The following is a 13085-nucleotide window of genomic DNA, read 5'->3' on the forward strand; positions in this document are numbered from 1 at the left end:
TCCACAGATTCCGATCGAAAAAATAAATTTATTTGAGTAAATTTACCCATGATCCCAGCCAGGCTTCTGCGGGATCTTCCGGAATGTCGTGTTGGGTAATGTCGATCTTCAGCATATCGCCGATCCGACGGGCGCCCAGATCCTGCAGTAATTGATCCACTTTGACGATCGCACCGCAGAAGGTGTCGTACTCACTGCTGCCGATCCCAATAGCGCCATAGCGAACCGCGGACAAATCAGGCCGTTTCGTTTGCAGGTCGTCATAAAACGGTTGCAGGTTGTCCGGCAGGTCGCCTGCGCCGTGGGTGGATGTTACTACCAGCCACAGGTTTTCAGGCGTGACCTCATCCAGTTCCGGACCGTGCAGCAGCGTGGTCGTTAAATTGTTTTGTTGCAGCAGTGATTCCAGGTGCTCGGTAACGTACTCGGCGCTGCCAAGGGTGCTGCCGCTGATGAGGGTAATGTCTGCCATACGCGATCCCGCCTGATTGAATGACGGCACATTGTACGCTGTGATCTTGGTGGGATCTACCTGTGGATAATAGGGGGATAGTAAAAAGGCCTTAAGGCACAATGGTACGCATAATCGGGTTTTGCAGGGAGATCAGGGTTTCAGTGGACTGAATTTCATCAATTGTCTGAATCTTGTTGATAAGTACATGTTGCAGCGCATCAATGGAACGGCACATCACCTTAATGAAGATGCTGTAATGCCCGGTGGTGTAGTACGCCTCCACCACTTCTTCCAGATTACTGAGCTTTTCCACCGCGGACGGATAGTCCTTGGCGCTTTTCAGGATGATGCCGATAAAGCAACAGACGTCGTACCCCAGCTGTTTAGGGTTCACGTCCAGACGGGTTCCCACGATGATGCCGGCCTGCTTCATCTTTTCTACCCGTACATGGATGGTGCCGGGGCTGACGGAGAACTGTTTGGCCAGTTCGGCGTAAGGTGTGCGGGCGTTCTCCATCAGCGCGTTGAGGATGCCGCGATCAAGTTCGTCCATTGTGTAGGTGTCTGCTGCCATGGTGGTGCTCCGTGAAGGACTGTCTGAAGCGTTTTACTGATTATTGCCGAATGAATCAATGTCCAAACCGGTGGGGTGTTCAGGAAAGCGCTAGTAAAGCTCTATATAAGAAGAACAGTAGTCAGAAGAGCAGAAGGTTTGAGTTATCAGACTTTTTCGTGCTGAAAGCGGCGCAGCAGGCGGCTTTTCAAGCCGGTGTCGAAGCGCCAGATATGATCGAAGATGCGCAGAATGCCGGGCTTGCCGTGCGCTGACATGGCGACCGCATGAAAACGATGCTGCAGCCGATGCTGACGGCGTTTGACTTCATTGACCAGTTCGTCCGGCAGACGCTGGGCGATAAAGTCCGAAATAATGACGGCATCGGCATCCTGCCAGGACTGGCTGTCCATTTTTTCCAGCAGTGCCGACAGGCAACTATTCAGGTCAGTGCCGCCCCGGAAGGTCTGACTGAGAAAGCGGATCGCTTCTTCCAGCCCGCTTTCCGACGTCAGGTCGTAGCTGACGATGCCGGTGGAAAACAGCATGATGTAACAGCGGCGGTTGTCCGCCAGCGCGATCCGCATCAGCGCCAGACAAAAGGCTTTGGCGCAGCGTTCGTTAAACCCGCCCATCGAGCCGGAAGTATCCACACAAACGATAAACGGCCCGCGTGGCTGCTGCTCGTTATGCTGATGGACGACCGGCCGCTCCAGCGTCTTTTCCCGCCAGCTCTCCCCTTGCAGCCGGTAGGTCAATAACCGGTGCTCCGACAGACGGCGGTAAAACTCAAATTCCAACTCACTGATGCCAAGGGTGGAAAGCTCGGTGGGCAGCAAGCGCAGAATATCGTCGCTCTGGTGGATGCCGCTGACCTGCTCCGGCGCAAAAGCCGGTTCGCGCACCATGACCTGAAAGGCTTCTTTGGGGGCATCCTGGCTGAGAACCGATTTAGTCTCCCGGCTACGACCGAGACGCTCCGCCAGACGCTGCAGTTCCGGCTGTTGCCGCAAAAAGGCGCCAACTTCCAGTAACGCATTGAATGGCTGCTTCATCCGTTTGCTGGCGCTGAGATCCCACAGTCTCCCGGCGGCGGTATCGTTGTCAGCCAGAATGGGTTCAAGCGCGCCGCTGATGGTCAGGCGTTTTTGGATCTCGTCCAGCAACTGATCCCGCTCCTGCTCCATGATTTGCTGATGCAGATTCAGGGTTTGCAGCGTCAGGCTAAGGCGCCAGCGCTGCATAAACAGGCCGTGCTGGCTGCTGCTAATGCGCGATTCCGACGAATGCGACGCGGAATGAACCAGCTTTTCAGCCTGATTCAGGAAGGGGGAATCCACATTATGTAAGGTGGACATGATGTCCGGCAGGTTGGACTGAAAGGTGTGATCGCTGATCAACTGGGTCTGCTGATAGCAGGTGAACTCTTTTTCCAGTTCGGGCGGCGCTTGGGTATTGCGCAACCGTTGCCGGAGGTTTTCTTTCCACTCCGGCAAATCACGCATGACGGCGGCTTTCAGACGCGGGTATTTGTCGAAGAACATCATCAACTGAGGCGTTGCCATCAGGGTGATAATCACGTCATCCAACAGATCGTTTTCATCGATGGACAACAGCATCTCCAGGGATTCCAGCGTCAGCATGATCGTTACTCCCGTTGTGACTGCTCTATTTGTTCATCGACCTGCTGCAGGCTTTCTTCAATCCTGGCAAGCCATTCTTTGGGCACAAACAGGCAAGGCTGATGACGTTCAAACAATCGACGTTGCTCACGTAACTGAATTTTCAGCGTTTCATATTCCTGAAGCATCTCTTCCGGCAGTTCACCTTTGATCACGCCCGGCAAAGACAATACGGTGCTTTGCAAACTGATATCGCGGATGATCAGATGCTGGCGCTCATCCACTTCCATATCCAGACGCTGGCTAAAACCGACGCCGTTGAGCTTGCCGCGTATTTCGCCGCCTTTCTGCAGCCATCCCGCCAGCGCTTCCCGGTCGAGTACTACGTGGGTTACGGTGTAGTCGTTGAGCAGCAGCGGTTTTTGCAGCATCAGCGTCAGTTCGGTGGACGTCAGACTTTCCGGCAGCGTGTGATGCGGTTTGCGGCCGAAAAAGTTGGCCTGACGTTCAACCCTGAAAGCCTGTTGCTCGCTCTGCTGCTGTTGGTATTGCTGGCGTTTCACATTTAACTGTTGCAACCGGTACAGCAGTGCTCGCTGCTGATAGGCCTGCTCGCTCATCAACTGCTGTAATTGCTGTTCCACCAGGTCGTGGGTGCCTAGGTCATGCCACAGGCAATCCTTGAGCAGGATTAGGTCAACCGGGGTAATGGTTTCCCGCCCGCTGAAGAAGGCGCAGGCCTGCAACAGGCGGATGGCTTTTTTCCAGCGGCGATCGGAAACGTATGGCGAACCGTCCTGAGAGTCCAGACGCTGGCGCAACTGATAAATCAGTTCGAAGCAATTTTCCGGCAACGGTATATGATCGATATGAGACTGCCACTGTTGGTACTCTTCGTCGCTGACGCTCAACGCCGGGCTGACCAGGTTGTCCTGTTCGCCGGGCGAGGCGGTAAGCATGGCGCGAAAATTGTGTTTGTCCTGTACCCGGTCCAGCCAGATGCGGATCAGCATACGGTCGTACAAGGCTTCCAGACTGCTGTCGGCTTCCGGCAGTTCGTTGGACGCGGTGACCAGCAGCCGCATCGGGATCGGTTCTTCACTGTTGCCGTTGCGAAAACGCCGCTCGTTGATGGCGGTCAGCAGGGTGTTGAGGATGGCGGGGCCGGCTTTCCAGATTTCATCCAGAAAGACAATTTCCGCTTCCGGCAGGTAGCCGGTGGTCAGGCGCTGGTAACGCCCTTCGTCTTTCAGCGCCTGAATGGATAGCGGACCGAATACTTCTTCCGGCGTTGAAAAGCGCGTCATCAGGTATTCGAAGGCGCGGGCGTGTCGGAAGGCGTATTTCAGGCGGCGGGCAATCAGGCTTTTGGCGATACCCGGCGGCCCCAGCAGGAAGACGCTTTCACCGCTAAGCGCCGCCAGCAGGCAGAGTCGGATGGCGTGTTGCCGTTCGTAAAGACCGTGTTCGAGAGCATGGCTCAGGCGAGAGATACGGTCGGCCAGCGCTGTGGGTTGTATCATAATAGATCCGTCATTGCTGTGAATCGCCGTCGGGAAGCGTGAAAATACGAGTTATGCAAAAACGTTGGGAAGATTACGTTTTCTTCATTAGCCATACATTAATTATTGTCACCATTACCGGTGTTAATCAACCAAGGCGCCGGTACCGAATCAGAACCAAGGTAGTATTAAAAAATGGGCTTTTAACGTGATTTGTGCATACTGTGCGTTTTCGGGCTAGTCCAACCAGAATAAGGCCCGATTTGTTAATGAATTGATAACAGAAGACAGGGTTTATGAATTCAGAACATAAACGTTCACTTCCGGCGATCACGCTGGCTGCCATCGGGGTGGTGTATGGCGACATTGGCACCAGCCCGCTTTATACGCTCAGGGAATGTCTTTCCGGACAGTTTGGCTTTGGGGTTGAACCCGATTCCGTCTTTGGCTTTCTCTCCCTGATATTCTGGCTGCTGGTGCTGGTGGTATCCCTTAAGTATCTGAGCTATGTCATGCGCGCCGATAACGCCGGCGAAGGCGGCATTCTGACGCTGATGTCGCTGGCCGGGCGCAATACGTCCGATAAAGTGACCGCCATGGTAGTGATCATGGGGTTGATCGGCGGCAGCTTTTTCTATGGCGAGGTGGTGATCACCCCAGCGATTTCGGTGATGTCGGCGATTGAAGGGCTGGATATCGTCGCGCCGTCGCTGGATACCTACATTGTCCCGATCTCGATTGTGGTGCTGACGCTGCTGTTCATGATTCAGAAACACGGTACCGGCCGGGTGGGTAGCCTGTTTGCGCCGATCATGACGGTGTGGTTTCTGTCGCTCGGGGTGCTGGGCGTGCGCAGTATCATCGCCAATCCCGAGGTGCTGCAGGCGCTGAATCCCAAATGGGCCATCAACTTCTTTATTCAGTACAAAGCGGTATCCTTCTTTGCGCTGGGGGCGGTGGTGCTGGCTATCACCGGGGTGGAAGCGCTGTACGCCGACATGGGGCACTTTGGCAAGCTGCCCATTCGCATCGCCTGGTTTTCCGCGGTATTGCCGTCGCTGGTGCTTAACTACTTTGGTCAGGGGGCGTTGTTGCTGAAAAATCCCGAGGCCATCAAAAACCCGTTCTTCCTCCTGGCACCTGACTGGGCGCTGATTCCGCTGCTGGTGCTGGCGACGCTGGCGACCATCATCGCCTCTCAGGCGGTGATTTCCGGGGTGTTTTCGCTGACCCGACAGGCGGTGCGCCTGGGGTATTTGCCGCCGATGCGCATCGTGCATACTTCGGATATGGAATCCGGGCAGATTTATATTCCGTTTATCAACTGGCTGCTGTACGTGGCGGTGGTAATCGTTATTGTCAGCTTTGAACATTCCAGCAATCTGGCCGCCGCCTACGGTATTGCGGTGACCGGCACCATGGTGCTGACCAGTATTCTGTCCTGTACGGTGGCGGTGAAAAACTGGCACTGGTATCGCCATCTGGTCTGGTTGTTGCTGGTGGCGCTGCTAGCCATCGACCTGCCGATGTTTCTGGCCAACGTGGTGAAGATTATTTCCGGCGGCTGGTTGCCGCTGGCGCTGGGGATGGTGATGTTTACCATCATGACCACCTGGAAAAGCGAACGCTTCCGGCTGCTGCGCCGTATCCACGAGCATGGCAATTCGCTGGACGCGATGATTACTTCGCTGGAAAAGAACCCGCCGGTGCGGGTGACCGGTACCGCGGTCTATCTTTCACGCGCCACCCACGTGATTCCGTTTGCGCTGCTGCACAATCTTAAGCACAACAAGGTATTGCATGAACGCGTGGTGCTGCTGACCATGAGAACGGAAGACGCGCCTTATGTGCACAATGCCCGGCGTGTTTCGGTGGAACAGCTTTCTCCAACCTTCTGGCGCGTCGTCGCCAGTTATGGCTGGCGTGAAACTCCTAATGTGGAAGAGGTTTTTCACCGTTGCTGGCAGGATGGCTTGACCTGTCAGATGATGGAAACCACATTCTTCCTGTCGAACGAATCACTGATGATGGGCAATCGACCCTGGTATCTGCGTGTTCGCGGCAAACTGTTCATGATGCTGAGCCGCAATGCGCTGCGGGCGGCGGATCAGTTTGAAATCCCACCAAACCGCCTGATCGAACTCGGCATTCAGGTGGAAATCTAACGCCTGATTTCACGGCGAAAGCGGGTGATATGTTGTAAACACTCACCCGTTTTCGCCGCTCGTTACCGAGTATCCTCCTCTGTATCCGTCTCTGTTGCCCTTTTTCCGGGTGGCGCTGAAAGGCGAACTGAACAAAGGTTTCAGCTCGGTTCAACGGGTGTGAAACAGATACGGAAAATCCGGCAATAGCCCTGTCTTATCAGGCGGGTTGCGGTTCTGCAGTGGCTTCCGGCTGGGCATTTTTATTGGTTTTAATAACTTAAAATCTCCCTTTTATTACGCCAACGAAACGTTTCGATAACGATCACATTTTCATAAGATAATCGTTGCCTTCTCCGGTTCTTTTTCTACACTTGTCATACAAGCGAAACGTTTCGCTATCAGGGTAAATAAAAATGAAAAAAGGTGCGTTACTTAATTCCGATATTTCATCGGTGATTTCCCGGTTGGGACATACCGACCAGATTGTCATTGCTGATGCCGGTTTGCCGATTCCGGAGACCACAACCCGTATCGATTTGGCCTTGACCCACAATGTGCCCGGCTTTTTGCAGGTGCTGAATGTGGTGACGACGGAAATGCAGGTTGAAGCCGCGATTCTGGCGCAGGAAATCATCGAGAAGAATACGCAACTCCATGACGCATTATTGAAACAGTTAGCACAACTTGAACAACACCAGGGAAATACTATTTCACTGCATTACGTCAGCCACGAGGATTTCAAAAAGCAAAGTGGTCAAAGCCGGGCCATTATTCGCACTGGGGAATGCTCTCCCTATGCGAATGTGATCCTTTGTGCCGGCGTCACCTTCTGAGGTACCGATGCAACCTTTACTGCAATTGCAAGGCATCACCAAAACCTTTCCCGGCGTTAAGGCGCTTTCCGGCGCGGCGTTGAATGTCTATCCGGGTAAGGTGATGGCGTTAGTGGGCGAAAACGGCGCCGGCAAATCCACCATGATGAAGGTTCTGACGGGGATTTATCGCAAAGATGCCGGCAGTATCCATTTTCTGGGTAAGGACGTGGATTTCAGCGGCCCCAAAGCCTCTCAGGAAGCAGGAATCGGCATTATCCATCAGGAACTGAACCTGATTCCTCAACTGACCATTGCCGAAAATATTTTCCTTGGCCGCGAATTTACCAACCGTCTGGGGCGTATCGACTGGAAACAGATGTACGCCGAGGCGGACAAACTGCTCAAGCGGTTGAATCTGCGTTATGACAGCCGCCGTCTGGTGGGCGAATTGTCGATTGGCGACCAGCAGATGGTCGAAATCGCCAAGGTGCTCAGCTTTGAATCCCGGGTCATCATTATGGATGAACCCACCGATGCGTTGACCGATACCGAAACCGCGTCGCTGTTCAGCGTGATTAAAGAACTGCAGTCTCAGGGCTGCGGCATCGTCTATATCTCCCATCGACTGAAAGAAATCTTTGAAATCTGTGATGACGTGACGGTCTTTCGCGACGGCCAGTTCATCGGCGAACGCCCGGTGAGTGAATTGCAGGAAGATTCGCTGATTGAAATGATGGTGGGTCGTAAGCTGGAAGATCAGTATCCCCGCCTGAATCAGGCACCCGGCGAGGTGCGTTTGCAGGTCAGCGAATTGTCCGGGCCGGGTGTGGAAAACGTGAGCTTCACGCTGCGCAAGGGCGAGATTCTTGGCGTCGCCGGGTTAATGGGCGCCGGCCGTACCGAATTGATGAAAGTGCTTTACGGCGCGCTGCCGCGTACCCACGGCAAAGTCCATCTGGACGGCAAAGATGTGGTGACGCGCAGTCCGCAGGACGGGCTTGCCAGCGGCATCGTCTATATTTCCGAAGACCGCAAGCACGACGGGCTGGTGCTCGGCATGTCGGTGAAGGAAAACATGTCCCTGACCGCGCTGCGCTATTTCAGCAATGCCGCGGGGTCGCTGCGGCACGGCGATGAACAGCAGGCGGTGAGCGATTTCATCCGCATGTTTAATATTCGTACGCCGTCCATGTCCCAGCCGATTGGGCTGCTGTCTGGTGGTAATCAGCAGAAAGTGGCGATCGCCCGCGGCCTGATGACGCGCCCCAAAGTGCTGATTCTGGATGAGCCGACCCGCGGTGTGGATGTGGGGGCAAAAAAAGAAATCTATCAGTTAATCAACCAGTTCAAGCAGGAAGGATTAAGCATCATTTTGGTGTCGTCGGAAATGCCCGAAGTGCTTGGGATGAGCGATCGCATTATCGTGATGCACGAAGGGCGCCTGAGCGGCGAGTTCCCGATTGAACAGGCGACACAGGAAACGCTGATGGCTGCGGCCGTTGGTAAGCAATACGGCGTAAAGCAGGAGTAAGTCAGACATGAGTTCCCAAACTATCACAGCAAAGCGCTGGCTCAGCAAAGAGTGGCTGATGGAGCAAAAATCATTGATCGCCCTGCTGATTTTGATCGCTGTGGTGTCTTCAATGAGCCCCAACTTTTTTACCCTGAACAACCTGTTCAACATCCTGCAGCAGACCTCGGTGAACGCCATCATGGCGGTGGGGATGACGCTGGTGATCCTCACGTCCGGCATTGATTTGTCCGTAGGGTCGTTGCTGGCGCTGACCGGTGCGGTGGCGGCTTCCATCGTCGGGCTTGAGATCAATGCGCTGGTGGCGGTATTCGCTGCGCTGGCGCTCGGCGCGGTCATCGGCGCCGGCACCGGCATCGTGATTGCCAAGGGGCGGGTGCAGGCCTTTATCGCCACGCTGGTGATGATGCTGCTGCTGCGCGGCGTGACCATGGTTTACACCAACGGCAGCCCGATCAATACCGGTTTTTCCGATTCCGCGGATGCGTTAGGCTGGTTCGGCATCGGACGTCCTCTGGGCATACCCACGCCAATCTGGATTATGGCGGTGGTATTCCTGGCAACCTGGTACATGCTGCACCATACCCGCATCGGCCGCTATATCTATGCGCTGGGCGGAAATGAAGCGGCAACCCGCCTTTCCGGGATCAGCGTTGATAGAGTGAAAGTGGTGGTTTATGCGTTGTGTGGTTTGCTGTCGGCGCTGGCGGGCATTATCGAAGTAGCTCGCTTGTCATCGGCGCAACCAACGGCAGGGACGGGTTATGAACTGGATGCCATTGCGGCGGTGGTGCTGGGTGGCACAAGTTTGTCGGGTGGTAAAGGACGCGTGGTGGGAACGTTAATCGGCGCTCTGATTCTGGGGTTCCTGAATAACGGACTTAACCTGTTAGGGGTTTCTTCTTACTACCAGATGATCGTCAAGGCGGTGGTTATTTTGCTGGCGGTTTTGGTAGATAACAAAGGCAGTAAATAACTTTTCATTCACACAGGAATTGAAATATGAATTTGAAGAAGATTGCTACTCTGGTTTCCGCTGTCGCGCTGAGTGCCGCCGTCAGTACCAATGCGCTGGCGAAGGATACCATTGCTCTTGTTGTTTCCACGCTCAATAACCCGTTCTTCGTGTCTCTGAAAGATGGCGCGCAGAAAGAGGCCGACAAACTTGGCTACAATCTGGTGATTCTGGATTCTCAGAATAACCCGGCTAAAGAACTTTCCAACGTGCAGGATCTGACCGTTCGCGGCACCAAGCTGTTGCTGATCAACCCGACCGACTCCAACGCGGTAGGTAATGCGGTGAAGCTGGCTAACCAGGCCAAAATCCCGGTCATTACGCTGGACCGTGTTGCCGCCAGCGGCGAAGTGGTGAGCCACGTGGCTTCCGACAATGCCTTCGGCGGTAAAGTCGCCGGCGATTTCATCGCCAAAAAACTGGGTGAAGGCGCCAAGGTTATTCAACTGGAAGGCCTGGCGGGAACGTCTGCCGCCCGTGAACGCGGCGCCGGCTTCATGAAATCCGCCGAGAAAAACAAATTTGCCATGCTGGCGAGCCAGCCTGCCGACTTTGATCGCACCAAAGGTCTGAACGTCATGCAGAACCTGCTGACCGCCCACCCGGACGTTAAAGCCGTGTTCGCCCAGAACGACGAAATGGCGCTGGGTGCCCTGCGTGCCTTGCAGACTGCCGGTCGTGACGATGTACTGGTAGTCGGTTTTGACGGCACCGCCGACGGCGTGAAAGCCGTAGAAGGCGGCAAACTGGCGGCTACCGTGGCGCAGCGTCCTGAGCAGATCGGCATCATCGGCGTGGAAACCGCTGACAAGGTACTGAAAGGCGAAAAAGTACAGCCGATCATCCCTGTCGACCTGAAACTGGTTACCAAATAATAACATCATCAAAGCGTAATACCGCACGTGTAGTACAGCGCCGCCCCTGACAGGCGGCGCGTAATCAACCTCGGGGTTCATGGTAATGAAATCAGGCAAGCTGGTAGTCTTGGGAAGCATCAATGCGGACCATATTTTGAATCTGGCGCAGTTTCCCCGTCCGGGCGAAACGGTGATCGGTAAACAGTATGGTGTGGCATTTGGCGGCAAAGGCGCCAACCAGGCGGTGGCTGCCGGGCGCAGTGGCGCTGATATCGAATTTATCGCCTGTGTCGGGGCGGACGATATCGGCGAGCGTATTCGCCAGCAACTGATTAAAGACCGAATCGATGTCTCCGCCGTTGAGGCGATTTCCGGCCAGACTACCGGGGTGGCGCTGATTTTCGTCAACGGCGAAGCCGAAAACATGATCGGCATTCATGCGGGTGCCAACGCGGCGGTAACGCCTGATTACCTGAATCGCTATCAGCAGAAAATTATTGATGCCTCCGCGCTATTGATGCAGTTGGAATCGCCGCTGGAAACGGTGACCGCCGCCGCTCGTCTGGCGCATGACCATGGCACCAAAGTGATCCTCAATCCGGCGCCGGCCTGCTCGTTGCCTGATGAATTGCTGTCGCTGGTGGACATGATCACGCCGAATGAAACCGAAGCGCAAATCCTGACCGGCGTCGCGGTTGAAACGGAAGACGACGCGCAACGTGCCGCACAGGTGCTGCATGATAAAGGCATTGCGACCGTATTGATTACACTGGGGAGTCGCGGCGTCTGGCTAAGCGAACAGGGTAAAGGGCAACGTATTCCCGGTTTTCGCGTAAAAGCGGTCGATACCATCGCTGCCGGCGATACGTTCAACGGCGCGCTGGTGACGGCTCTGCTGGAGTCATGCCCGATGGAGGCCGCGGTTAAATTCGCTCATGCGGCGGCGGCTATCGCGGTTACTCGTCATGGTGCTCAGCCTTCGGTTCCCTGGCGTGAAGAGATTGATGCTTTCCTGAATGCACAGGAGTAATCCTTGGCAACGATGAAAGACGTGGCCCGTCTGGCCGGGGTATCCACATCAACGGTTTCTCATGTTATCAACAATAACCGCTATGTCAGCGACGCCATTCGCGACCGGGTGATGAAAGCGGTTGAAGAATTGAATTACGCGCCGTCAGCGCTGGCGCGTAGCCTCAAAATTAATCAGACACGTACCATTGGCATGCTGCTGACCGCCAGTAGCAACCCGTTCTATGCCGAAGTCGTGCGCGGCGTGGAGCGTTGTTGCTACGAACGGGGTTACAGCCTAATTCTGTGCAATACGGAAGGCGACCACCACCGCCTGAGCCGCAGTCTGGAGACATTACTGCAGAAACGGGTGGATGGGCTGTTGCTGATGTGTACTGAAAGCCATATGCCTTCACCCGATATTATTCGCCGTTATCCTTCTATTCCTGTCGTGATGATGGATTGGGCGCCTTTTGAAGGCAGCAGCGATGTTATCAAAGACAACTCGCTGCAAGGCGGCGAAATGGCCACCCATTACCTGATTTCTCAGGGATATCGCAACATCGCCTGTATTGCTGGCCCGCAGGATAAGACCACCGCACATAATCGCCTGGAAGGTTATCGTAAAGCGATGCACCAGGCGGGCTTGCCGATCCTTCCCGGTTATGAGGTGGTCGGGGATTTCGAATTCGAAACCGGCTTTCGCGCCATGCAACAATTGCTGGCATTGCCGGAGCGGCCCGACGCCGTCTTTACCAGTAATGATGCTATGGCGGTGGGCGTCTACCGTGCTTTGCACGACGCTGGGTTATCTATTCCGGACGATATGGCCGTTGTGGGTTATGACGATATCGAACTGGCGCGCTACCTGTCTCCGCCGTTGACGACGATTCATCAACCTAAAGATGAACTGGGCGAACTGGCGATTGATACGCTGCTTCACCGACTGGAACATCCGGATACGGAACACAATGTACTGGTGTTGACGCCGGAGCTAATCGTTCGGGATTCGGTCGGAAAAAGAAGTTAGTGGCTGATTGTTTTCCTTAATTCCGACGTTTTATAGCGCTGAAAAGCAGCATGTTGATGTATTCCTGCCCGTTTTGCCTGAAAACCATCCAGTTGATGATTTTTTTGCATTTATCGCTTGTCAGGCCAGAAGAACTCCCTATAATGCGCCTCCACTGACACGGCAACAGCGGAAACGCAGCGCGGTGTCAGGCGGGGAAAACGAGAAAAAAGTCGTTGACTCTGCAGGAGGAAAGCGTAGTATACGCCACCTCGCGACAGCAGGCTGTAAGCCGGTCGCACCGCTCTTTAACAATCAATCAGACAATCTGTGTGGGCACTCGCAGGACACTTCACTAAAAAATTATGTGAAAGTCTTGAAGAGTGACAACAGTTAATTCATACGAACTAACAGTAAATTCTTTGAGCACCGCTTCTTCGGAAGCAGCATCAAACTTTAAATTGAAGAGTTTGATCATGGCTCAGATTGAACGCTGGCGGCAGGCCTAACACATGCAAGTCGAGCGGCGAGGCGGGGGAAGCGTTGCCGTTCCCGCCGGCGAGCGGCGGACG

General features: G+C 54.5%; 11 protein-coding genes. 7 read left to right on the plus strand and 4 right to left on the minus strand.

Going from position 1 to position 13085, the window contains the following annotated elements; translation table 11 throughout:
- Positions 1-28 precede the first annotated feature (28 nt).
- The 4 genes from mioC to ravA form a co-directional block, all read right to left on the minus strand.
- Entirely contained in the window at positions 29-472 is a 444-nt protein-coding gene (mioC, locus tag DDA898_RS00440; protein ID WP_038909842.1) for an FMN-binding protein MioC, read from the minus strand.
- Positions 473-563: 91 nt separating this feature from the next.
- On the minus strand, positions 564-1028 hold the full coding sequence (asnC, locus tag DDA898_RS00445; RefSeq protein ID WP_013315714.1) for a transcriptional regulator AsnC: 465 nt from the start codon (positions 1026-1028) through the stop codon (positions 564-566).
- 146 nt (positions 1029-1174) lie between these two features.
- Positions 1175-2650 carry an ATPase RavA stimulator ViaA gene (gene viaA / locus DDA898_RS00450; RefSeq protein WP_038909843.1) on the minus strand — a complete coding sequence of 492 codons (1476 nt, stop codon included), beginning with the start codon at positions 2648-2650 and terminating at the stop codon, positions 1175-1177.
- A 5-nt stretch (positions 2651-2655) separates the two neighbouring features.
- The gene (gene ravA / locus DDA898_RS00455) at positions 2656-4152 is read right to left on the minus strand and encodes an ATPase RavA (protein ID WP_038909844.1); all 1497 of its coding nucleotides are present in this window, start codon (positions 4150-4152) and stop codon (positions 2656-2658) included.
- A 275-nt stretch (positions 4153-4427) separates the two neighbouring features.
- Here ravA and kup point away from each other — a divergent pair, with 275 nt between their 5' ends.
- The 7 genes from kup to rbsR all read left to right on the plus strand — a co-directional run bounded on the left by kup (position 4428) and on the right by rbsR (position 12534).
- Positions 4428-6296, plus strand: a complete 1869-nt coding sequence (kup, locus tag DDA898_RS00460) for a low affinity potassium transporter Kup (protein ID WP_038909845.1) — start codon at positions 4428-4430, stop codon at positions 6294-6296.
- A gap of 395 nt (positions 6297-6691) precedes the next feature.
- Positions 6692-7111 carry a D-ribose pyranase gene (gene rbsD, locus DDA898_RS00465; protein ID WP_038909846.1) on the plus strand — a complete coding sequence of 140 codons (420 nt, stop codon included), beginning with the start codon at positions 6692-6694 and terminating at the stop codon, positions 7109-7111.
- A 7-nt stretch (positions 7112-7118) separates the two neighbouring features.
- A complete protein-coding gene (rbsA, locus tag DDA898_RS00470; protein ID WP_038909847.1) occupies positions 7119-8624 on the plus strand; it encodes a ribose ABC transporter ATP-binding protein RbsA in 1506 nt (501 codons plus the stop codon).
- Positions 8625-8631: 7 nt separating this feature from the next.
- Entirely contained in the window at positions 8632-9600 is a 969-nt protein-coding gene (gene rbsC / locus DDA898_RS00475; protein ID WP_013315720.1) for a ribose ABC transporter permease, read from the plus strand.
- Positions 9601-9626: 26 nt separating this feature from the next.
- Positions 9627-10514 (plus strand): ribose ABC transporter substrate-binding protein RbsB, encoded by an 888-nt coding sequence (gene rbsB / locus DDA898_RS00480; RefSeq protein ID WP_013315721.1) that lies wholly within the window; start codon positions 9627-9629, stop codon positions 10512-10514.
- An 85-nt stretch (positions 10515-10599) separates the two neighbouring features.
- Positions 10600-11526 (plus strand): ribokinase, encoded by a 927-nt coding sequence (gene rbsK / locus DDA898_RS00485; protein ID WP_038909850.1) that lies wholly within the window; start codon positions 10600-10602, stop codon positions 11524-11526.
- 3 nt (positions 11527-11529) lie between these two features.
- Positions 11530-12534: a ribose operon transcriptional repressor RbsR gene (gene rbsR / locus DDA898_RS00490; protein ID WP_167401385.1), complete on the plus strand. Its 1005-nt coding sequence runs from the start codon at positions 11530-11532 to the stop codon at positions 12532-12534.
- Positions 12535-13085 lie beyond the last annotated feature (551 nt).

Source organism: Dickeya dadantii NCPPB 898 (assembly GCF_000406145.1).
Taxonomy (GTDB): domain Bacteria; phylum Pseudomonadota; class Gammaproteobacteria; order Enterobacterales; family Enterobacteriaceae; genus Dickeya; species Dickeya dadantii.

Excerpts from the sequence above, each read along its gene's own strand:
- ravA (WP_038909844.1), bottom strand. The coding sequence starts at position 4,152 with ATGATACAACCCACAGCGCTGGCCGACCGTATCTCTCGCCTGAGCCAT.
- asnC (WP_013315714.1), bottom strand. The coding sequence starts at position 1,028 with ATGGCAGCAGACACCTACACAATGGACGAACTTGATCGCGGCATCCTC.
- rbsB (WP_013315721.1), top strand. The coding sequence starts at position 9,627 with ATGAATTTGAAGAAGATTGCTACTCTGGTTTCCGCTGTCGCGCTGAGT.
- rbsD (WP_038909846.1), top strand. The coding sequence starts at position 6,692 with ATGAAAAAAGGTGCGTTACTTAATTCCGATATTTCATCGGTGATTTCC.
- rbsC (WP_013315720.1), top strand. The coding sequence starts at position 8,632 with ATGAGTTCCCAAACTATCACAGCAAAGCGCTGGCTCAGCAAAGAGTGG.
- viaA (WP_038909843.1), bottom strand. The coding sequence starts at position 2,650 with ATGCTGACGCTGGAATCCCTGGAGATGCTGTTGTCCATCGATGAAAAC.
- kup (WP_038909845.1), top strand. The coding sequence starts at position 4,428 with ATGAATTCAGAACATAAACGTTCACTTCCGGCGATCACGCTGGCTGCC.
- mioC (WP_038909842.1), bottom strand. The coding sequence starts at position 472 with ATGGCAGACATTACCCTCATCAGCGGCAGCACCCTTGGCAGCGCCGAG.
- rbsK (WP_038909850.1), top strand. The coding sequence starts at position 10,600 with ATGAAATCAGGCAAGCTGGTAGTCTTGGGAAGCATCAATGCGGACCAT.
- rbsA (WP_038909847.1), top strand. The coding sequence starts at position 7,119 with ATGCAACCTTTACTGCAATTGCAAGGCATCACCAAAACCTTTCCCGGC.